This is a genomic window from Aestuariimicrobium kwangyangense DSM 21549 (genome assembly GCF_000421525.1).
Lineage (GTDB): Bacteria > Actinomycetota > Actinomycetes > Propionibacteriales > Propionibacteriaceae > Aestuariimicrobium > Aestuariimicrobium kwangyangense.
The window spans coordinates 796112-816724 of the sequence record NZ_ATXE01000001.1 but is presented as its reverse complement, the minus strand read 5'-3'; the positions used below and the strand labels follow the sequence as shown (position 1 = coordinate 816724).

Annotated in this window: 18 protein-coding genes; 12 read left to right on the top strand and 6 right to left on the bottom strand. The window is 69.2% G+C overall.

Features of this window, described 5'->3' with window-relative positions; genetic code table 11:
* From dnaJ to H507_RS0103535, 5 genes are all read right to left on the bottom strand, one after another.
* On the bottom strand, positions 1–1158 hold the full coding sequence (dnaJ, locus tag H507_RS0103555; protein ID WP_022909351.1) for a molecular chaperone DnaJ: 1158 nt from the start codon (positions 1156–1158) through the stop codon (positions 1–3).
* A gap of 31 nt (positions 1159–1189) precedes the next feature.
* Positions 1190–1651, bottom strand: a complete 462-nt coding sequence (gene grpE / locus H507_RS14500) for a nucleotide exchange factor GrpE (protein ID WP_084707671.1) — start codon at positions 1649–1651, stop codon at positions 1190–1192.
* 319 nt (positions 1652–1970) lie between these two features.
* Positions 1971–3833: a molecular chaperone DnaK gene (gene dnaK, locus H507_RS0103545; RefSeq protein WP_022909349.1), complete on the bottom strand. Its 1863-nt coding sequence runs from the start codon at positions 3831–3833 to the stop codon at positions 1971–1973.
* A gap of 201 nt (positions 3834–4034) precedes the next feature.
* Complete coding sequence (locus H507_RS0103540; protein ID WP_022909348.1) at positions 4035–4907, bottom strand: aldo/keto reductase; 873 nt, start codon at positions 4905–4907, stop codon at positions 4035–4037.
* Positions 4908–4941: 34 nt separating this feature from the next.
* Positions 4942–5208, bottom strand: coding sequence for a metal-sensitive transcriptional regulator (locus H507_RS0103535; RefSeq protein ID WP_022909347.1), 267 nt, complete (start codon positions 5206–5208; stop codon positions 4942–4944).
* Positions 5209–5508: 300 nt separating this feature from the next.
* Here H507_RS0103535 and H507_RS0103525 point away from each other — a divergent pair, with 300 nt between their 5' ends.
* The 5 genes from H507_RS0103525 to H507_RS0103505 all read left to right on the top strand — a co-directional run bounded on the left by H507_RS0103525 (position 5509) and on the right by H507_RS0103505 (position 12355).
* Entirely contained in the window at positions 5509–7194 is a 1686-nt protein-coding gene (locus H507_RS0103525; RefSeq protein ID WP_040437397.1) for an FAD-dependent oxidoreductase, read from the top strand.
* Positions 7195–7349: 155 nt separating this feature from the next.
* Entirely contained in the window at positions 7350–8246 is an 897-nt protein-coding gene (locus tag H507_RS0103520) for an ABC transporter ATP-binding protein (RefSeq protein ID WP_022909344.1), read from the top strand.
* A 55-nt stretch (positions 8247–8301) separates the two neighbouring features.
* Positions 8302–9321, top strand: coding sequence for an ABC transporter substrate-binding protein (locus H507_RS14490; protein WP_022909343.1), 1020 nt, complete (start codon positions 8302–8304; stop codon positions 9319–9321).
* Positions 9322–9342: 21 nt separating this feature from the next.
* Positions 9343–11400 carry an iron ABC transporter permease gene (locus H507_RS14485; RefSeq protein WP_051139617.1) on the top strand — a complete coding sequence of 686 codons (2058 nt, stop codon included), beginning with the start codon at positions 9343–9345 and terminating at the stop codon, positions 11398–11400.
* 46 nt (positions 11401–11446) lie between these two features.
* Complete coding sequence (locus H507_RS0103505) at positions 11447–12355, top strand: siderophore-interacting protein (RefSeq protein WP_022909341.1); 909 nt, start codon at positions 11447–11449, stop codon at positions 12353–12355.
* Positions 12356–12380: 25 nt separating this feature from the next.
* Here the strand turns inward: H507_RS0103505 and H507_RS14480 are convergent, their stop codons facing one another.
* Positions 12381–13112, bottom strand: coding sequence for a YaaA family protein (locus tag H507_RS14480; RefSeq protein WP_022909340.1), 732 nt, complete (start codon positions 13110–13112; stop codon positions 12381–12383).
* 227 nt (positions 13113–13339) lie between these two features.
* Here H507_RS14480 and H507_RS0103495 point away from each other — a divergent pair, with 227 nt between their 5' ends.
* The 7 genes from H507_RS0103495 (at position 13340) to H507_RS14470 (ending at position 20612) form a co-directional block, all read left to right on the top strand.
* A complete protein-coding gene (locus H507_RS0103495; RefSeq protein ID WP_022909339.1) occupies positions 13340–13795 on the top strand; it encodes a DoxX family protein in 456 nt (151 codons plus the stop codon).
* An 86-nt stretch (positions 13796–13881) separates the two neighbouring features.
* Positions 13882–14604, top strand: a complete 723-nt coding sequence (locus H507_RS0103490) for a response regulator transcription factor (protein ID WP_022909338.1) — start codon at positions 13882–13884, stop codon at positions 14602–14604.
* 140 nt (positions 14605–14744) lie between these two features.
* Positions 14745–16136: a sensor histidine kinase gene (locus H507_RS0103485; RefSeq protein ID WP_245558812.1), complete on the top strand. Its 1392-nt coding sequence runs from the start codon at positions 14745–14747 to the stop codon at positions 16134–16136.
* 300 nt (positions 16137–16436) lie between these two features.
* The gene (locus H507_RS17155) at positions 16437–17501 is read left to right on the top strand and encodes a glucosaminidase domain-containing protein (RefSeq protein WP_051139616.1); all 1065 of its coding nucleotides are present in this window, start codon (positions 16437–16439) and stop codon (positions 17499–17501) included.
* A gap of 105 nt (positions 17502–17606) precedes the next feature.
* Positions 17607–18290 (top strand): deoxyribose-phosphate aldolase, encoded by a 684-nt coding sequence (gene deoC, locus H507_RS0103475; protein WP_022909335.1) that lies wholly within the window; start codon positions 17607–17609, stop codon positions 18288–18290.
* Positions 18291–18299: 9 nt separating this feature from the next.
* On the top strand, positions 18300–18875 hold the full coding sequence (gene dcd / locus H507_RS0103470) for a dCTP deaminase (protein ID WP_022909334.1): 576 nt from the start codon (positions 18300–18302) through the stop codon (positions 18873–18875).
* Positions 18876–18965: 90 nt separating this feature from the next.
* The gene (locus H507_RS14470; protein WP_022909333.1) at positions 18966–20612 is read left to right on the top strand and encodes an NAD(P)-binding protein; all 1647 of its coding nucleotides are present in this window, start codon (positions 18966–18968) and stop codon (positions 20610–20612) included.
* Position 20613 lies beyond the last annotated feature (1 nt).

The following is a 20613-nucleotide window of genomic DNA, read 5'->3' as shown; positions in this document are numbered from 1 at the left end:
TCAGACCCCGAACAGGCTGCCGCGGGGGTTCGAGCCCCCGGCCACCTTCTGGTAGTCGGCCAGGGCCTGCTTGGCCTCGTCCGACAGTTCGGTGGGAACCTGCACGTCGACGGTCACCAGCAGGTCACCCTTGGTGCCGTCGGCCCTGCCCACGCCCTTGCCGCGCACGCGGAAGGTGCGGCGGTTGGGGGTTCCCTCGGGCACCTTCAGCTTGACGGCGGGGCCTCCGAGGGTGGGTACCTCGATGGTCGCGCCCAGCGATGCCTCGGAGAAGGTCACGGGCACGTCGATGGTGAGGTTGTCACCGCTTCGTCCGAACAACTTGTGGGCGCGCACGTGCACCAGCACGTACAGATCACCCGCGGCCCCACCGTTCTCGCCGGGAGAGCCCTTGCCCTTGATCCGGATCCGCTGCCCGTCGGAGACACCGGCGGGGATGCGTACCTGCATGGTGCGGGTGGAACGGCCACGACCGGAGCCGTGGCATACCTCGCAGGGGTCATCGACCACGAGTCCTCGACCCTTGCAGTCGCGGCAGGGTTCCGAGACCGAGAAGACACCACCGGACTGTGTGGCGGTCATGCCCGAACCGTGGCAGGTGGGGCAGACCCGCGGCACCGTCCCGGCCTTCGCGCCGGTGCCACGACAGGCCTCGCAGGCCTGCTCGGAGACCATCTGGACGCCGACGGTGGTGCCGTCGATCGCCTCGTCGAAGCTGATCGTCACCTCGCCCTCGACGTCGGCTCCTCGGCGCGGACCCCGGCCACTGGGACGACGCCCGGCCGAGCCTGACTGGCCGAACAGCCCACCGAACAGGTCGCTGAAGCTCTCGCCCTGGCCGGTGGCATGGCGGAACAGGTCGTCGACCCCGCCCGTGCCCGGACCGGACGCACCGCCCCGGGGGAAACGGAAGCCCCCACCGCCGAACAGCGAACGAGCCTCGTCGTACTCCTTACGCTTCTTGGCGTCCGAGAGCACGGCGTTGGCCTCCGAGGCCTCCTTGAACCGCTTCTCGCGGTCCTTGTCGTCCGGGTTCTGGTCAGGGTGGTTCTCACGGGCGATCTTGCGGAACGCCTTCTTGATCTCGTCGGGCTTGGCGTCCTTGGAGACACCCAGCACCTTGTAGTAGTCCTTCTCGATCCAATCCTTGGTACTCATTCGTGCCTCCTTCCGGCCTCACTCGTCTGGTTCAGTTCGGTTCCGCGACGGCCACCCGGGCCGGACGAATGACCCGTCCGTGCAACTCGTAGCCGCGCTGCATGACCTGGGAGCAGGTCGTCACCTCGACCCCGTCCATCGGAACCTGCATGAGGGCGTCGTGGCGCTTCGGGTCGAACGGGTCGCCGACCTCACCGAAGCCGTGGAGTCCGTGCTTGCCGGCCAGCTTCTCGAGCGCCTCGGCCACCAACTTGAAGCCATCACCCAGGTCGTCGTGCTGGCGGGCCATGTCGATCGAGTCGAGCACGGGGAGAAGTTCGGTGACCACACTCTCGACACCGGCCTGGCGGGCATGCGCACGGTCGCGGTCGACCCGCTTCTTGTAGTTCACGTACTCGGCCTGCAGACGCTGCAGGTCGGCCGTGCGCTCACTGACGAGAGCCTGCAGTTCCTGCTCCCGTCGATCCGTCTGGTCCTTCTCCTCCACGAGCATCTGCTCGAACTCCCTCTCGTCGGGGGTCTGCACGCCCGGGTCGGACGCCGCTCGATTCTCGACGTCGTTCTGGTCCTGGTCGTTCTGGTTCTGGTCGTTCTGGTTCTGCTGGGAGGCGGCCGGGTCGACCTGCTCCTCGCGCACGTTCTCGTCACTCACTTCGTTCTCCTCACAGCCTCTGGACTCACCTGTGGCACCCACCTCGAGTGTGCCCCATACCGCCACTGACGCTCCTTGGTCCCGGAGCCGGGGCGGTAGTGGCACGCGACCGGGGGTGAGGGCGAACCCCCACCCCCGGTCGCGCTCGAGTCGGTCTGACTCAGTCGTTCTTCGGCTTGTCCTCATCGACGATCTCGGCGTCGACCACGTCATCGTCCGACCCGGTCTGCTCCTCGCTCGCCTGACCACCTTCGGACGAGGCCTCGGCGGCCTGCGCCTCGGCCTGAGCGGCCGCGTACATGGCCTGACCCATGGCCGAGGCCTTGGTGTTCAGGTCGTCCATGGCGGTCTTGACGGCCTCGTCGTTGTCGGTGCCCTTCAGGGCCTCCTTCAACGTCTCGAGCGACTCCTCGGCAGGCTTGCGCACGTCGTCGGAGATCTTGTCGGCGTTCTCGCTGAGCAACTTCTCGGTGCGGAACGCGAGGGCGTCGGCCTCGTTGCGGCGCTCGACGGCCTCACGACGCTTCTTGTCCTCGTCGGCGTGGGCCTCGGCCTCCCGGACCATGCGGTCGATGTCCTCCTTGCCCAGGGCCGAGCCGCCGGTCACCGTCATCGACTGCTCCTTGCCGGTGGCCATGTCCTTGGCCGACACGTGCACGATGCCGTTGGCGTCGATGTCGAAGGTGACCTCGATCTGGGGCAGGCCGCGGGGGGCCGGCATCAGACCCGTGAGCTCGAAGTTGCCGAGCGACTTGTTGTCGCGGGCGAAGTCACGCTCACCCTGGAAGACCTGGATCATCACCGAGGGCTGGTTGTCCTCGGCCGTGGTGAAGACCTCGGACCGCTTGGTCGGGATGGTGGTGTTGCGCTCGATGATCTTGGTCATCACACCGCCCTTGGTCTCGATGCCGAGGCTCAGCGGGGTGACGTCCAGCAGCAGCACGTCCTTCACCTCGCCCTTCAGCACACCGGCCTGCAGCGAGGCACCCAGCGCCACGACCTCATCGGGGTTGACACCCTTGTGGGGGTCCTTGCCCGAGAGTTCCTTGACCAGTTCGGTGACAGCGGGCATGCGGGTCGAGCCACCGACCAGGATCACCTGGTCGACCTGTCCGACCGACAGCTTGGCGTCGGAGAGCACGGCGTTGAACGGGGCACGGCAGCGATCCAGCAGGTCCTGGGTGAGGCGCTGGAACTCGGCGCGGGTGAGCTTCTCGTCCAGGTGCATCGGGCCCTCGGCGCCGGCAGTGATGTACGGCAGGTTGATGGCGGTGTCCTGCGCGGAGCTGAGCTCGATCTTGGCGCGCTCAGCGGCCTCCTGCAGGCGCTGACGGGCCATCTTGTCCTTCGACAGGTCGACCCCGAACTTGTTCTTGAACTGGGTGGCGAGCCAGTCGACGATCCGCTGGTCCCAGTCGTCACCGCCGAGGCGGTTGTCACCCTTGGTCGCCTTGACCTCGAAGACACCGTCGGAGATCTCGAGCAGCGACACGTCGAAGGTGCCACCACCGAGGTCGAAGACCAGGATGGTCTGCTCGGTGTCGCCCTTGTCGAGGCCGTAGGCCAGCGCGGCGGCGGTGGGCTCGTTGATGATGCGGTCGACGGTCAGACCTGCGATCTCACCGGCCTCCTTGGTCGCCTGACGCTCGGCGTCGGAGAAGTAGGCGGGCACCGTGATGACCGCGTTGGTGACGGGTTCACCGAGGTAGGCCTCGGCGTCGCGCTTCAGCTTCTGCAGCACGAAGGCCGAGATCTGCTGGGGCTTGTACGACTTGGAGTCGATCTCGATCGACCAGTCCGTGCCCATGTGGCGCTTGACCGAGCGGATGGTGCGGTCGACGTTCGTGACGGCCTGCCGCTTGGCAACCTCGCCGACCAGCACCTCGCCGCCCTTGGCGAACGCGACGACCGACGGGGTGGTGCGGGCACCTTCGGCGTTGGGGATGACGGTGGGCTCTCCACCTTCCAGCACGGCGACCACCGAGTTGGTGGTTCCGAGGTCGATACCGACTGCACGAGCCATGGGGATTCCTCCAGGTGATTGGAAATGAAGACGTACTTGAGTCTTGCTGGCTCAACCTTAGGACGACCGTTGATCCGGATCAAGTCAGAGTTGAGTGCACCTGACTCAATCATGGTCGCCTCAGGGTTGTTACCGACCGGGGCGGCGGGATCACTGGTGGGCCCACCCGTGCGGAGCCGGCGCTGCAGATCGAGGACTGGGTCAGCGCTGCACGTCCAGCTCGACCGCATCGGGGCTGGAGCCCACCCGCCGATCACGGTTGAGGCCGCTGATCGCGGCCATGGTGGCCTCGTCCACCTGCCCCGACCGGACGAGGTCGAGGGCCCCGGCGTTCTCGCGCATGCGTTCACGGGTCGAACTCTTGGGGAAGACCACGTCACCGCGCTGCAGGTGCCAGGCGAGCACCAGCTGGGCGGGGGTGCAGCCCAACCGGCGAGCCGCGTCGACGACGACCGGCTCGGTGAGCACCCGGCCGCGCGCGAGTGGCGACCACGCCTCGGTCACGATGCCGAGTTCCGCGTGCAGGGCTCGCAGCGGTTCCTGGGTCAGGTACGGGGTGACCTCGATCTGGTTGACCGCGGGCACGACCCCGGTCGCGTCGATGATCGCCCGGAGCTGATCGGGCTGGAAGTTCGAGACCCCGATGGCGCGGGCTCGTCCGTCCTGGACGAACTCGGTGAGCGTGCGCCAGGTCGCGACGAAGTCCGTGGTGCGTGGCATCGGCCAGTGGATCAGATAGAGGTCGACCCACTCGAGACCGAGCAGGTCGAGCGAACGGGCGAAGGCGGCCCGGGCCGCCGCCGGCTCGTGGTCGGGGTTGTCGAGCTTGGTGGTGACGAAGACGTCGTCACGAGGCAGGCCGCTGGCCGCGAGAGCTCGACCCACACCCCGTTCGTTGCCGTACATGGTGGCGGTGTCGAGATGGCGGTGACCGACCTCGAGGGCAGTGCGGACGAGGGCCTCGGTCTCGTCCGCCGGCACCTTGTAGGTACCGAAGCCGAACTGCGGGAGGGCCCCGCCCGATGACAGGCGCACCGTGGGGGATGGAAAGGGGGCAGGAACCGGATCGGTCATGCCCCCATTCCACCCCACCCGCGGTGGGTGCTGCTCAGGCGAGTGCCAGGAAGAGCTTCTCCAGCTCGGCAACGTCGAGCTCGGGGTCCTCGACGTCGACAGCGGTCACGCACTGGCGCAGCCCGGTTGCGATGACGGCGAACCCCGCCCGGTCGAGCGCCTTGCTGACGGCGGCGAGCTGGGTGACGATCTCACGACAGTCACGCCCCTCTTCGATCATCTTGATCACCCCGCCGATCTGACCCTGGGCCCGGCGCAGGCGCTTCAGCACCGCACCGAGCTCGGTCGTGTCCATCTGCATGGCGCGCCTCAACGCCCCAGCAGACGACCGAAGAGGCCCGACCCGGACTTCTGCTGGTCAGCGTGGCCATTGCACCACTGGCCGGCCGGCACCTGGCGCTTCACCTGGTCGACGTGTTGGCCACATCCGGCCCACGTGGTCTTGCCACAAACCCTGCAGCTGACTGCACGACACATGTCGTCTCCTTGTTGATCGTCAATCGTGATGGTCATGAAGCCCCCTTGCGAGGGCGACACTCCAAAACTAGATACCCCGGGGGGTATTTGTCAAACACCCTGGGGGGTATCTACCATTCCTGACATGACCTTACCTTCCACTCCCCCCCGTCGCATCGTGATCATCGGCGGAGTGGCCGGCGGGATGTCCGCGGCCACCCGCCTGCGCCGCTTGGACGAGTCCCTCGACATCGTGGTGGTCGAACGCACCAACCACGTCTCGTACGCCAACTGTGGGCTGCCCTACTACGTGGGCGGTGTCATCACCGAGCGCCAGTCCCTGCTGCTGCAGACCCCCGCATCGCTGGGGGCACGCTTTCGCCTCGACGTGCGCGTCGCCACGGAGGTGACCGCCATCGACCCCGACCAGCGAGTCGTCACCCTCCGCGCGATCACCGATGGGGTCGAGTCAACCCTCGGATACGACGAGCTGGTGCTCTCCCCCGGCGCGCGTCCGGTGGTACCCCCCATCCCGGGCATCGAGCGCGCCTTGGCGCTGCGCTCGGTCGAGGACACCGACCGCCTCTCGTCCGCGGTCGCACTGGCCACGGGCGCGACGGCGGGTCCGGCCACGGCGGTCGTCATCGGAGGCGGCTTCATCGGACTCGAGGTGGCCGAGAACCTGGCCCATCGCGGTATGCGGGTCAGCCTCGTCGAGGCGACCGACCAGGTGATGGCCCCCCTCGACCCCGAAATGGCGGCCATCGTGCACGCCCGCCTGCGCGACCAGGGCGTCGACCTGCACCTGTCGGACGCCGTCACCTCCATCAGCGAGCACCGGGTCGAACTTGCCTCCGGCGCCAGCCTGCCTGCCGACCTCGTGGTGGCAGCGATCGGGGTCCGACCCGAGACGGCCTTGGCGACCGCGGCCGGGGTCGCACTCGGCCCCCGGGGCGGCATCGCCGTCGACGAGCACTTCGCCACCAATGTCGAGCACGTCTGGGCCATCGGCGACGCCGTCGAGAAGATCGACGGGCTGACCGCCGAGCACACCTTGGTGCCGCTCGCCAACACCGCGAACCGGCAGGGGCGGGTGCTTGCGGACGTGCTCTGCGGGCGATCCGGCAAGGATCGTCCGACCTTGGGCACTGCGATCGTCTCGGTGTTCGGGCTGACCGTCGCGGTGACCGGCCTCAACGAGAAGCGCCTGCGGGCGGCGGGCCGTCCGGTGCGCGTGATCCACACCCACCCCGCCTCGCACGCCTCCTACTACCCCGGCGCGGAGACGATGTCGATCAAGCTGCTGGTCGACCCCGACACCGATGCGATCCTGGGCGCCCAGGCGGTCGGAGGGGACGGGGTCGACAAGCGGATCGACGTGATCGCCACGGCGATCGCAGGTGGACTCACCGCCTCTGACCTGGCCGATCTCGAACTGGCCTATGCACCGCCCTACGGCTCGGCCAAGGACCCGGTCAACATGCTCGGCTACGTCGACCAGAACCTCGCCACGGGGCTCACCCGCTCCATCCAGTGGCACGAACTCGCCGATGCCATGGCTGCCGGGGAGGCGGTCATCGACGTGCGCACCGAGGGCGAATTCGCCGCCGGCGCCATTCCGGGGGCGATCAACCTGCCCCTCGATGAACTGCGCGAGCGCCTGACCGAACTTCCCGAGGGCCCTCTGGTGGTGCACTGCGCAGTCGGGGTGCGCGGGCACGCGGGCGCACGTCTGTTGGCCGAGCACGGCCGCGAGTCGCGCAACCTCGATGGTGGCTACAAGACGTGGGTCGTGTCCCCCGCAGCCACCTCCATCGCCCTCGCCAGCTGACTCGCGAGGTCCGGGAGCACGCCTGGAGGCACTCCGCCAACAACAGCCTGCCCCGGCCCGCCGGGGGCAGGCTGGCCTGGACCACGGCACCGCGCGGCGTGATTTACCGCACGGGACATTTGCCATATTGAGTTAGGTGAGCCTAACCTTTCCTCATGATCCGGACTGAGGCGGCTCCCCCGCCCGCGCTGACGGCCAGCAAGCTGCGACTCGCCTATGGCAGCCACACTGTCGTCCACGAGGCAAGCCTTCAGGTGCGTGCCGGTGAGGTGCTCGCCCTGGTGGGCCCGAACGGCTCGGGCAAGTCGACCCTGCTGCGCGGGATGGCCCGGCTGCACGGGCTCTCCTCGGGTGCACTCCATCTCGCCACTGGCGGCTCCGACGCGGCCCAGGACGATGGCGGCCCCGTCGACTCCGTCGACTGCGGCGACCCCGTCGACTGCCTGACCCTGAGCCCCCGTCGGTTCGCGACCCGACTCGCCATGCTGACCCAGCATCGTCCGACCCCTGCCGGCATGTCCGTGCGAGAGATCGTCGGTCTCGGACGGCACCCCCACCGGTCGCGCTGGACGGGTGCCGACCCCGCCGGACTCGAGGCGGTGCGGCGAGCGATGGCGCTCACCGGGGTCGACGAGCTGGCCGAACGATCCATCGACGAACTCTCCGGAGGTCAGGTGCAACGGGTCTGGCTCGCCAGCTGCCTCGCCCAGCAGACTCCTGTGCTGCTGCTCGACGAGCCCACCAATCACCTCGACCTGCGCTACCAGTCCGAACTGCTCGACCTGATCCGCGACCTGGCCGACGACCACGGCGTCGCCATCGGGGTCGTGCTGCACGACCTGAACCAGGCGGCCACCGTGGCCGACCGGGTCGTCCTGCTCGTCGACGGGGCGATCGTCGCGGAGGGAACCCCGACTGACGTGCTCACCGAGCAAGCCCTCACCCGGGCCTACCAGACGCCCATCGAGGTGATCGACAGTGCCGGGCTGCTGCAGGTTCGTCCGTTGCCGCGATGCGCCACCCGACAACGCCTCGGTGAGCTCATCGCCTGACACCTCACCAGCCCACTCTCACCCGCTCCATCCCCCACCACAGGAAGAACCCGCCATGTCGTTGACCCGTCGCGCCCTTTTCGGGGCGTCCGCTGGCCTCTCCGCCACCGCCCTGCTCGCTGCCTGCGGCACCACCGAGGCCGCACAGCCGCGCACGTCCGCGAGTTCGGGGGGCTCGTCCGCAGCCTCCTCGGGCTCTTCCTCGGCGGCGACGGCCCGGGCCATCACCGTGATCGACTCGCGCGGCAGGACCATCACCTTGGCGAAGCCGGCCACCCGCGTGGTCACGTTGGAGTGGGGGCCCACCGAGGACGTGCTGACCCTGGGTGTGCAGCCAGTCGGAGTGGCCGATGTGAAGGGGTTCGGCTCCTGGGTGTCGAGTCAGAAGCTCTCAGCGGCTCCCATCGACGTCGGCATGCGTTCCGAGCCCAGCCTGGAGTCCATCGCCAGGGCCGAACCCGACCTCATCCTGGGGGTCGAGGGATCGGTTCCCGACACCGCGCTGGCGCAGGCCGAGAAGATCGCACCCGTCGTGCTGCTCACCGGGGCCAAGGCCAGTGATCCCTTGGGGCAGGTGCGCCGAAACTTCACCGACACCGCGCTGCTGCTCGGCAGGAGCGCCGAGGCTGAGAGGATCTGGTCGGAGTTCGAGACCCATCTCGCCGACTCGGCCGCGAAGCTCGCCTCGGTGACGTCGCCCTATGTCTTCAGCTACGTCAACGTGCAGGGGTCGTCCGTTGACGTGCGCATGCACTCCGACCGTTCGGTGCCCGGTGCCGTGGCCAAGAAGTTGGGTCTCACCAACGCGTACACCGAACCGGGGGACGAGGCCTGGGGCATCGGATCGCTCGACCTCGAGGGACTGACCACGCTCGACCCCTCCCTGACCTTCCTCAACTGGGCCAATGGCACCACCGACCCGACCAAGGCTCTGGCCGGCAACGCGGTCTGGAAGGGCCTGCCGTTCGTCAGGGACGGCCGGGTGAAGGCCGCCGCCAACGGGATCTGGGTCTACGGGGGTCCCGCCTCCCTGACCCAGTGGGTGGACGAACTCGTCACCCTGCTGGCCGCCTGACCCACCACCGTGGGTTCCCCCATGAGCCACACCCGCGCCACCCGACCCCTCTTCGGCTGGATGGTCGTGGGGCTGGTGGCGCTCGCTGCCCTGTCACTGCTGCACCTCACCCAGGGCACCGCTGGCGTCGGCGCCGCTGACGTCTGGCAGTGGGCCATCGGCCGAGCCGGTGGGCAGACGGCCGACGTGGTGCTGGCATCGCGGCTGCCACGTCTGGCGGCCGGGCTGCTGGTCGGGTTGGCTCTCGGTGGATCCGGCGCCGCCCTGCAATCGGTGGCCCGCAACCCACTGGCATCACCCGACACCCTGGCCATCAACGCCGGCGCCTACCTGACGCTGGCCGTGGTCTCGGCCTTCGGCCTGCACCTCGGACTGCTGGGGGGAACGGGTGTCGCTCTCGCCGGAGGGCTCGCGGCGGCCGGCCTCGCCTTCCTGCTGACCGGGGCGTCCGGTGACGCGGTGCGTCTGGTGCTGGGCGGATCGGTGCTGACGATGGCACTGATGAGCGTGACCTCGGCCCTGATGCTGATCTTCAGCCAGGAGACCCAGGGCCTGTTCGCCTGGGGAGCCGGCTCGCTCAGCCAAGCCGATCCCGGCGCAGCCGTGCGGGCAACCGTCGTCATCGGTCTGGCCCTGCTGGCGCTGGTCGCGATGGGTGGCCGCCTCGACCTGCTCACCCTGGGCGATGACCAGGCCCGCACCCTGGGTCTCAATGTGGTGCGCACCCGGCTGGTGGTCGTGGTGCTGGCGGTGCTGCTGGCCGCGACGGCGGTCGCGCTGGCAGGGCCGCTGGGTTTCGTGGGGCTGTGTGCGCCGGCGATCGTCCGGTTGTCGACCCGCTGGCTGCCCGGTCTGCACCGGCACCGCTGGCTGGTGCCGAGCGCCGCACTGGTCGGGGCGATGCTCGTGGTCGGGTCTGACGTCGCCCTGCGGTCCGTGATCGGAGCCGCCGACGCCGCCAGGATTCCCACCGGCGTGATCACCACCCTGGTCGGCGCCGTCTTCCTGGTGGTGCTGAGCCAGGGCATGCGGACCGGTCGGGTCGATGCCACCGCGATGGTGGGCCACGGGCGACCGCCCCTCGGCCGGCTCGCACCGATGGTGGTGCTGGTTGCGTTCCTCTTCGTGGTGGTGGGCGGCGGGGTGGCACTGCTGTTCGGGGACGGTGGGCTGTTGATGGGCGACGTCTGGAACTGGCTGCAGGGGGAGGCCTCGGGGCGGATCAGCTTCATGCTCGACACCCGGTGGCCCAGGGTCGCCGCGGCCGTGCTCGCGGGCATGGGTCTCGCCCTGGCCGGCACCCTCACGCAGGCCGTCACCCGCAACCCACTCGCCGACCCCGGACTGTTGGGAGTCTCGGCCGGAGCCGGTGCGGGGGCACTCACCGTCATCGTGGGGGCGAGGGCGCTGGCGGTTCCGCTGAGCGTGGCCTCGATCAACACCTTCGCCCTGGTCGGGGCCCTGGTTGCCGGCGGCCTGTTGATCGCGCTGAGTTCCCGCGGGGGTTTCGACCCCACCCGACTGGTGATGGTCGGACTCGGTCTCGCAGCCGGCTTCCAAGCGCTCTGCACGCTGCTGGTGGTGTCGACCGACCCATGGAACCAGACCCGCGCCATCACCTGGTTGGGCGGTTCGACCTATTCGACGGTCGCCTCGAACCTGCCACCGGTGGGCCTGCTCGTGGTGCTGGTGATGGTGGGGGTCTGGGCCTTCCGGAGTGACCTCGACCTGGTGCAACTCGACCCCGACACCCCCAGGCTGCTGGGAGTACGCCACACCCGGATCAGGGGTGGGGCGCTGCTGGCCGCGGTGCTGCTGACCGGGGCGGCGACGGCCGCCATCGGCGTGATCGGCTTCGTCGGCCTGATCGCCCCACATCTTGCCCGACTCATGGTCGGGCCCGACCATCGCCGCCAGACCCCCCTGGCCGTGGCCCTCGGTGGGTTGGTGGTGCTCGCGGCCGACACCCTCGGACGCACCGTGCTGGCCCCGGCGCAGTTGCCCGTCGGACTGGTCTGCTCCCTCGTGGGGGCGCCGGTCTTCTGGTGGCTGCTGTACCGCAACCGGGCGCTGCGCTGATGCGACCCTCGCTCCGGCCCCACCCCGCCCGACCAAGGAGTTCCCCATGACCACCCCGTACAGGACCTACTCAACCAGGCTCGCCGCTCGCACCCGGGTGTCGTCCTCGTTCGTGCGCATCACGCTCGCGGGGGACGACCTGGGTGACTGCTCCCCCACCCTGCTCGACCAGCGGGTGAAGTTGCTCTTCGGCGATGAGGCTGCGCTCGACCTCATGCTGACCAGCGGGGAGGACTGGTACGCCGCGCTGCTCGCCGCCGGCGATCAGCGCCCTGCGCTGCGCACCTACACCCTGGTGGCGGTGCGACCCTCGTCGGAAGATCCGGGCACCTCTGGCGAGGTGGACATCGACGTCGCCGTGCACCCCGTGGACGAACACCAGGAGGCGCCGGGCATGAGGTTCGCCCTCGACGCCCCGCTGGGTGCACGCACGGTGCTGGTGGCGGGGGATCGCACCGTCCCCGGCCATGACACCGTCGGTGTCGCGTGGCGGCCCCCCGTGAGCGACGAGGTCGTGCTGGTGGGCGACGAGACAGCCCTGCCCGCCGTGCTCAACATCGTCGCCAGCCTGCCCTCGCACACCCACGGACGAGTGGTGCTCGAGGTGCCCCATGCCGACGACGTGCGTGAGGTCCCCCTGCCCGTCGGGGTCACGATCGAGTGGGTGGTTCGCGACCGGGGGGAGCGGATGCCGCGCGTGTTCGACCGGGCTCCGGCCACGCCCGACGAGGGCTCATCGGACGAGGGGGCATCGGCCGAGCGCCCATCGGACGACGAACCGCTGCTGTGGGACGAGGCTGCCGCAGGCAGGCGTCCCGGGGCCACACGTCAGGCGTGGATCGCGGGGGAAGCCGGGTGGGTGCGAGCCCTGCGCGCGGAAGCCAGGGCCGCCGGCGTGCCGAAGGACGAGGTGTCGTTCATGGGCTATTGGAGGCGTGGGGTGACCGGCAGCTGAGCCGGCACCACCGTGGCGGCGATGGTCATTGCGGCGCGACGACGGTCAACTGCCAGCCCCCGGCCCCGCTGCCCGACAGCGACGGTGAGAAACCGTCGAGCGCCTCGAGCAACTGCTGGGGACGACTGAATCGCCCTCCGTGCTGCACGAGGGCGCGCGCCACCAGTCCTCGCGTGTGCTTGGCGAAGTGGCTCGCCGCGGGCACGTCGACCGTCACCCATCGGGACCGATCAACCGGTCTCCACATCGATCGGTAGGGACCGCTGCGACAGTCCACCAGGAGCTCGTCCGCCCACTCGGCGTCGAGCAGTGACAACGACTCACGCCAGTGGCTGGTCACGTTGCCGAGCCCGGGCAGGGTCACCCCTGCGGAGAGCCGGTACGGGGACAACCGGTCGCCGAGGCTGAGCACCCCGTGCAGCGCGGAGAAGATGCGCACCTGCCGGGCGGCCCGGCGGCTGGAGGCTGGGTCGAGCTGCCCCAGGGCGAGCGCTTCGTACAACACCCCGGTGTAGAGCTCGCTGGCACGCAGCGCCGGCGCGGACTCGAGCCGGGTGTTGGCCCTCACCTCATCGGCCAGACTGGCGCCGACACCGAGCACCTCGAGCGCGTCGGGGCGTGCACTGGCCTGCGCCAAGGCAGCCATGGCAGCCTCCCGAGCCGCGTTCAGGCCGGCCAGACCCAACCGATCAAGCCTCATCGGCGCCCCTCGGCGGCGGGTCGCCTTGCCTTCGGAGGGCGGCAGCAGGATCAGCACCCCGTCACCCTAACGGCCCCCCTCCCCCGCATCTGCTGCACCCAAACCTGGAAACTCGTCGCCAGCAGCGGGTGGGGCACCCCGTAGGGGCGGTCAGGTCGACTGGCAACGAGTTTCCGGGTCCTGGGCCAGGGCGGCGCTGGGGGGACGGGTGACGGCCCGGTGCGTGGACATGCCCCGGCGGGTTTGGCACGATCGGGCCACCACCCACAGCACAGGAGACCCCCATGAAGGGATTCATCCGCGTCTGTCAGGACCTCGCCCTGATGATCGCCCGCATCGCCACCGGCGCCATCATGATGGTGCACGGCTGGACCAGATGGCAGGACGGAGTGCCCAAGCAGGTGCAGATCCTGACGGCAGCCCACGTGCCCTACCCGGAGGTGTTCGCCTGGGGAGCCATCGCCTTCGAGGTGATCGGCGGCGCGCTGTTGGTGTTCGGGCTGCTCACCCCACTGCTCGGCGGTGTGCTCCTGGTCGAGCAGGTGATGATCGTCGCGTTCGCGAAGTGGCGACTCGGACCCCACCTGGCCAACAACGGCTATGAGTACAACGTCGCGTTGGCGAGCCTCGCGCTCGTCTTCCTCACCTTCGGCGCCGGACGGGCAGGGGTCGACGCGCTGTTCCGGCGCGCCCCTGACGGCCCGGATGCCCGCTACATCGACGACGCGGACCCGGCCTGAACGGTCGTCCCTTGGGCTGCGGTGTTCACAGGCTTCCCACAGGATTCACACAGCCGAATCGGTGACCCGGGTGTCACAGTTGCACCATGAGCACCGCCCCGCCCCTCACCAAGCCCGACGGCTCACCGATCCAGGTGCTGGCCGTCGATGATGAGCCCAGCATCACCGACCTGTTGGCGCTGGCGCTGCGCTACGAGGGGTGGCAGGTCAGTACGGCCGACAGTGGGCTGTCGGCGGTCAAGGTGGCCCGCGCTGTGCGACCCGACGTGATCATCCTCGACATGATGCTGCCCGACTTCGACGGGCTCGAGGTGATGAGGCGGATCCGGGCCGAGCAGCCCGACGTGCCGGTCATTTTCCTCACCGCCAAGGACGCGGTCTCCGATCGCATCCAGGGCCTGACCGCCGGTGGCGACGACTACGTCACCAAGCCTTTCTCGCTCGAGGAGATGGTCGCCCGGCTGCGGGCCCTCCTCCGCCGCAGCGGCGCCACGGAGGCGCGCACCGACACCACCCTGGTGGTCGGTGACCTCACCCTCGACGAGGACTCCCACGAGGTGACCCGGGGTGGCGAGCCCATCTCGCTGACCGCGACGGAGTTCGAACTGTTGCGCTACCTGATGCGCAATCCGCGCCGGGTGCTGTCGAAGGCCCAGATCCTCGACCGGGTGTGGAACTACGACTTCGGCGGTCAGGCCAATGTGGTCGAGCTCTACATCAGCTATCTGCGCAAGAAGATCGACGCGCAGCGTGAACCCATGATCCACACGATGCGCGGCGCCGGTTACGTGTTGAAGGCGCCGCAGTGACCTCGTCCCCTCGTTCGGACGAACCCCCCGCACCGCCCTCCTCTCCGGGGGTGATCAGCACGAACCACGAGCGGAAGACCCCGTCCGCCACGTCGCGGAGACGACCTCGACGTGGCGGGGCGTCGCTGAGCCATCAGCTGGTGGTGCGGGTCAGCCTCGTGGTGGCGGCGGTGCTCATGCTGACCACCCTGGTTGCACTGTTGGCGGTGCGACAGGTGCTGGTCGACCAGATGGACGTGCAACTGCACGCGGTGGCGGCCCGGCAGGCACGCTCGGAGACCCCGGACGGTGACCAACAGGCGCCCCGCGGAGCCACCGAACTCGGCAACCCCATTGGCACCATCATCGTCGAGCAACACGGCAGCTTCGCCAGCGCACGGGTTGTCTCCGAGGGCGCGCTCGTGGTTCCCAGCGGCGACGTCATCGCCGACCTGCTCAACCTGCCGGACGACGGCGAGATCCGCACCCTCGTGCTCGACGACTTCGGCTCCTACCGGGTGATCAGCGTGACCCGTGGTGACGGCACCTATGTTGCTGCCCTGCCGTTGAAGCAGGTGAACCAGATGACGATGAGGGTGCTGTTGTTCATGTCGGCCCTCACGCTGGTGGCGATCGCCGTGGCCGTCATGGTGACCCGACCGCTGGTGCACCGGAGCCTTCGTCCCCTGCATCGGCTGGCCGAGACAGCACACCAGGTGGGCCAGCTCGACCTGCGCACCGGTGAGGTCGCACTGCCCATGAGGGCCCTGGACACCGATCCCGGCAACGAGGTCGGCCAGGTGGGGCGGGCCTTCAACCAGATGCTCGACAACGTCGAGTCGGCCCTGGCGGCTCGGCAGGAGTCCGAGACCAAGGTGCGGCGGTTCGTGGCGGACGCCTCGCACGAGTTGCGCAACCCGCTGGCCTCGATCCGGGGTTACGCCGAGCTCACCCGCCGTGGCCGCGAGGCCCTGCCCGACCAGTCGCAATTCGCGATGCAGCGCATCGAGTCGGAGTCGAGCCGCATGTCGAGCCTCGTCGAGGACCTGCTGCTGCTCGCCCGTCTCGACAGTGACCCCAATCTTCAGCCCGAGCCCGTCGACTGCGTCGAGGTGGTGCTGAACGCGGTCTCGGACGCCCGTGCCGCGGGCGGTGGGCAGCGCTGGCAGGTCGACCTGCCCAGTCACGAGGTGCTGGCGATGGCCGACCGCCACCGGCTGGTGCAGGTGGTGGTGAACCTGTTGTCGAACGCGCGCAAGCACACACCCGCGGGCACCGTGGTGACCGCGTCGGTGCGCAGTGAGCCCGGCTGGGTGCTGATCGAGGTGGCCGACACCGGTCCCGGAATCCCCGAGGCGGTGTCGGGTCAGGTGTTCGAGCGATTCGCGCGCGCCGACGTGGCCAGGGCCCACTCCGCGGAGCCGTCCACCGGGTTGGGGCTGGCGATCGTGGAGGCCGTCATGGCCGCCCACGGCGGCACGGCGACGGTGTCCAGCCACCCCGGCGACACCAGGTTCCAGCTGCGCTTCCCCGCCGCCCCTGCCCAGGACTGACTCGCCAGCGACCGCTGCGGCGGTGCCGTGCCCGGCGACCGGTGCGCCGATCCGGCTTCCCGACGGGGTGCCGGGCCTCTCCGGGGCCCGTGAGGTCATCGGAAAGCCGGATCGGGTCAGGGAGCCGGGCTGACCCGAGGGGTGCACGGTGCCACGAGGCTCAACCTCAACTTGATTCTGGGTGTGACAAGGCGACCCGCGCCGCCTGAGGATGAGCGGGTGAATGGATCCCCCCTCCGTTTCCAGTCGTCTGGTCTCCCCTCCTCTGGTTTCCCCACCTCTGGCGTTCGCGCCGTCGGGATGCCCCTTCGCCGAGTGGTCGTCGTGCTGCTGGCGAGCCTTGTCGCGGCCATGACCCTGGCCGTCTGGCAGTCGGCTCGTCCGGCCCAGGGTGCCACCGCCGCTGAACAGCAGGCCTTCATCCAGGAGATGCTGCCCGGTGCCGTGCAGGGCTGGCAGGAGTTCGGGGTGCCGGTCTCGGTGACCATCTCGCAGGCCATCCTCGAGAGCGGCTGGGGTGGCTCCCAACTGTCCAAGCAGTACAACGCCTACTTCGGCATCAAGTGCGTGCCGGGCGGGTCGGTGAGCCCGTACCAGTCCGGCTGCGTCGGCATGCAGACCCAGGAGTACGTCTACGGCTCCTGGACGACGGTGACCGCCTACTTCCGCAGCTACGCCAGCGCCACCGACTCGCTGGCCGACCACGGCTACTACCTCAAGAACCGCGGCATCTACAACGCCGCCTTCACGGTGAACGCCGACCCGCGCCTGTTCGCCCAGGAGATCCAGCGTGGCGGCTACGCGACCGACCCCAACTACGCCTACCTGCTGTACCGGATCATGGTCTCGAACAACCTCTTCCAGTACGACCAGGGAACCCGGATCGGCCAAGCCATCCGTCCGAGCGCGACCATGGTGGGCCGACTCAGTGTGCCGACCCAGTCGCAGTCGACCCCCGTGCAGTCGGCCCCAGTGCAATCGACCCCAGTGCAATCGACCCCCGTCCAGTCGACCCCAGTGCAATCGACCCGACCGAGCACGGCCACCCCCAGCTCCGCACAGTCCGACACCACCCCGTCCGCTTCGACCAGCGCGGGGCCTTCGGCCAGCACGACCTCGACCACCGCGGGCATCGTCCTCGAGAAGCCCCCACTGGCCCGTCAGCAGCCCCAGGATCCCCAGATCGTGCATCCGGCGATGATCCACGCGCTCCCCCAGGGTGTGGACTCAGCCCCCACGCCCTCGACACCCTCGAACCGGACGCCGTCCACCGATCCTGCCGATCGCCCGGCGGCCGCTGGCGGAGCGACGACCGCACCCCAGCGGACCAGTCGTCCGATCGGTTTGCCCTCGACCGGGGACTGAGGGCACGGTCGTCCGCCACATCGAGCCGACCTCGACTCCCCCGCGCGTCCACGAGTCCCTAGAGTGGGTCGCGTCCACCACCGTGGCACCCGCCGAAGGAGCACCATGCCCTCCCTGTCTCGAGCCGAGCTCGCGCAGTACGTCGACCACACCCTGCTGAAGACCGATGCCACCCCGGCTGACGTCACCGCCCTGGCCGAGGAGGCCAAGCTGCTGGGCACGTACTCGATCTGCGTCTCGCCGAACATGCTGCCGGTGCAGGTCGATCTGGGAGCGGTGAAGGTGGCGGTCGTCTGTGGCTTCCCCTCGGGCAAGCACACCGCGGCCGTCAAGGCCGCAGAGGCCAAGGAGTCGGTCGCCGCGGGTGTGGACGAGGTCGACATGGTGATCGACATCGGACTGCTGAAGGCGGGCAACGTCGACGCGGTCGAGGCCGAGATCGCCGCCGTCCGGGCCGAGATCCCGGCCCCCAGGGTCCTGAAGGTGATCATCGAGTCGGCGGCGCTGGACGACGACGAGATCGTGGCCGCCTGCCGCGCGGCCGAGGCCGCCGGCGCCGATTTCGTGAAGACCTCCACCGGCTTCCACCCCGCCGGCGGCGCCTCGGTGCACGCCGTGCAGCTGATGTCGCAGACCGTCGGTGGGCGCCTCGGCGTCAAGGCCTCCGGCGGCATCCGCGACCACGCCACCGCGCTGGCCATGATCGAGGCCGGGGCCACCCGGCTCGGCCTGTCGGGCACACGCGCCGTGCTCGACGGCTCCCCCGCCACCGGCGACTCGTCCTACTGAGGAACCACCATGCTGCTGTCAGACCGTGACATCCGTACCCAGATCGAGGATGGACGAGTACGACTCGACCCCTGGGACCCCGAGATGGTGCAGCCCTCGAGCATCGACGTGCGCCTCGACCGCTTCTTCCGCATCTTCGAGAACCACCGCTACCCCGTGATCGACCCGGCGGTGGAGCAGGCCGAGCTCACCCGACTGGTCGAGCCCGAGGGGGACGACCCCTTCGTCCTGCACCCCGGGGAGTTCGTGCTGGGTGCCACCCTGGAACTGGTCACCCTGCCCGACGACATCGCGGCCCGACTGGAGGGCAAGTCGTCCTTGGGCCGGCTGGGGTTGCTCACCCATTCGACGGCCGGTTTCATCGACCCCGGCTTCACCGGCCACGTCACCCTGGAGTTGTCGAACGTGGCCACGCTGCCGATCAAGCTCTACCCGGGCATGAAGATCGGCCAGCTCTGCTTCTTCCAGCTCAGCTCCCCGGCCGAGCAGCCCTACGGCCAGGGTGCACACCTGTCCCGTTACCAGGGGCAGCGAGGTCCGACGGCGAGCCGTTCACACCTGAACTTCCACCGCACCGCGATCTGAGTCGGCCCCACCCGGCCAAAGCCTCCCCTGACAGTTGAGCGATCTACTACACGGCGTAGTGTTTCGAGCAGCTACCAACGGAGGTGCAGCATGGCTGAACAGCCCATCGGGGCAGTGGATCGCAACCTGACCCACCTGCCTGATCTCGAGGCATCCACCGGGCGGGTCGGTCCCACCCGGCTGCGCATGCCCATCTACGTTGACCTGCTGCCCCCGTGCAACAACGCCTGTCCCGCCGGCGAGAACATCCAGGAGTGGCTGCGGCTGGTCAAGGCCAAGGACGACCTCGGAGCCTGGCGGGAACTGACCCGCAACAATCCGTTCCCCGCCATCCACGGACGCGTCTGCTACCACCCCTGTGAGACCGCCTGCAACCGCATCGAACTCGACGGCTCGGTCTCCATCCACTCCGTGGAGCGCTATCTGGGCGACCTGGCCCTCGAGAACGGCTGGCAGTTCACCCCGCCGACCCACCGATCCGGACGACGGGTGCTCGTCATCGGTGCCGGACCGTCCGGGCTGAGCGCGGCCTACCACCTGGCGATGCTCGGCCACGAGGTCGAGGTGCATGACTCGTCCGACCTGCCGGGCGGCATGATGCGCTACGGCATCCCCGAGTACCGACTCCCTCGCGACGTGCTCGACCTCGAGATCGAGCGGGTTCGCGCGCTGGGCGTCACCTTCGTGCAGAACCACACCGTCAACGACCTGCTCGAGGAGCAGCAGAAGGGCAACTTCGACGCCGTCTTCGTCGCCATCGGTGCCCACCTCTCGAAGCGGGTCGACATCCCCACCCGCGACGCCGGCCGCATCGTCGATGCCGTCAGCTTCCTGCGCGGGGTCGCCTCCGGTGATCGTCCCGTGATCGGACGACGGGTCGCCGTCTACGGCGGCGGCAACACCGCGATGGACGCCGCCCGCGTGGCGCGGCGCCTCGGCGCCGAGGAGTCCATCGTCGTCTACCGGCGCACCCAGGACCACATGCCCGCGCACGCCGACGAGCATGCCGAGGCGGTGCGTGAGGGCGTGAAGATGAACTGGCTGCGCACCATCAACTTCGTGGACGAGGGCCAGGTGCAGGTCGAGGTGATGGAGATCGACGAGAACGGCAAGGCAGTCGGCACCGGACGCTTCGAGACCCTCGAGGCCGACACGGTCATCCTCGCCCTCGGCCAGGAGGCCGACTCGGGGTTCCTGCGCCAGATCCCCGGGCTCCGGTTCGACGGTGATGTCGTCCAGGTCAACCCCAGCACCCTGATGACCGACGTGCCCGGCATCTTCGCCGGCGGTGACGCCGTGCCGTCCGACCGCACCGTCACCATCGGCGTCGGCCACGGCAAGAAGGCCGCCCGCGTGATCGACCAGTGGCTGTCGAGTCGGCCCATCGTCGAGTCGCCCAAGCACGACCTGGCCAGCTTCGACAAGCTGAACGTCTGGTACTGGGGCGACGACGACCGCCGCCACGACCAGCCGGAACTCGACGTGGCCCGACGGCAGAGCTTCGACGAGGTGGTCGGGGGTCTGAGCCAGGAGGACGCGCGAACCGAGGCGTGGCGCTGCCTGAGCTGCGGCAACTGCATCGAGTGCGACGGCTGTCTGGGGTCATGCCCCGAGGATGCCGTGCTGAAACTCGGCGAGGGTCTGCGATACCGCTACGACTACACCAAATGCACGGGCTGCGGGACCTGCTACGAGCAGTGCCCCGTCCACGCCATCGAGATGATCCCCGAGCGCTGAG

Excerpts from the sequence above, each read along its gene's own strand:
- H507_RS0103540 (WP_022909348.1), bottom strand. The coding sequence starts at position 4,907 with ATGACCGATCCGGTTCCTGCCCCCTTTCCATCCCCCACGGTGCGCCTG.
- H507_RS0103495 (WP_022909339.1), top strand. The coding sequence starts at position 13,340 with ATGAAGGGATTCATCCGCGTCTGTCAGGACCTCGCCCTGATGATCGCC.
- H507_RS14485 (WP_051139617.1), top strand. The coding sequence starts at position 9,343 with ATGAGCCACACCCGCGCCACCCGACCCCTCTTCGGCTGGATGGTCGTG.
- dnaK (WP_022909349.1), bottom strand. The coding sequence starts at position 3,833 with ATGGCTCGTGCAGTCGGTATCGACCTCGGAACCACCAACTCGGTGGTC.
- H507_RS0103490 (WP_022909338.1), top strand. The coding sequence starts at position 13,882 with ATGAGCACCGCCCCGCCCCTCACCAAGCCCGACGGCTCACCGATCCAG.
- deoC (WP_022909335.1), top strand. The coding sequence starts at position 17,607 with ATGCCCTCCCTGTCTCGAGCCGAGCTCGCGCAGTACGTCGACCACACC.
- H507_RS0103505 (WP_022909341.1), top strand. The coding sequence starts at position 11,447 with ATGACCACCCCGTACAGGACCTACTCAACCAGGCTCGCCGCTCGCACC.
- H507_RS0103535 (WP_022909347.1), bottom strand. The coding sequence starts at position 5,208 with ATGCAGATGGACACGACCGAGCTCGGTGCGGTGCTGAAGCGCCTGCGC.
- dnaJ (WP_022909351.1), bottom strand. The coding sequence starts at position 1,158 with ATGAGTACCAAGGATTGGATCGAGAAGGACTACTACAAGGTGCTGGGT.
- H507_RS14470 (WP_022909333.1), top strand. The coding sequence starts at position 18,966 with ATGGCTGAACAGCCCATCGGGGCAGTGGATCGCAACCTGACCCACCTG.
- H507_RS14490 (WP_022909343.1), top strand. The coding sequence starts at position 8,302 with ATGTCGTTGACCCGTCGCGCCCTTTTCGGGGCGTCCGCTGGCCTCTCC.
- grpE (WP_084707671.1), bottom strand. The coding sequence starts at position 1,651 with ATGCTCGTGGAGGAGAAGGACCAGACGGATCGACGGGAGCAGGAACTG.
- H507_RS0103525 (WP_040437397.1), top strand. The coding sequence starts at position 5,509 with ATGACCTTACCTTCCACTCCCCCCCGTCGCATCGTGATCATCGGCGGA.
- H507_RS0103520 (WP_022909344.1), top strand. The coding sequence starts at position 7,350 with ATGATCCGGACTGAGGCGGCTCCCCCGCCCGCGCTGACGGCCAGCAAG.
- H507_RS17155 (WP_051139616.1), top strand. The coding sequence starts at position 16,437 with ATGCCCCTTCGCCGAGTGGTCGTCGTGCTGCTGGCGAGCCTTGTCGCG.
- dcd (WP_022909334.1), top strand. The coding sequence starts at position 18,300 with ATGCTGCTGTCAGACCGTGACATCCGTACCCAGATCGAGGATGGACGA.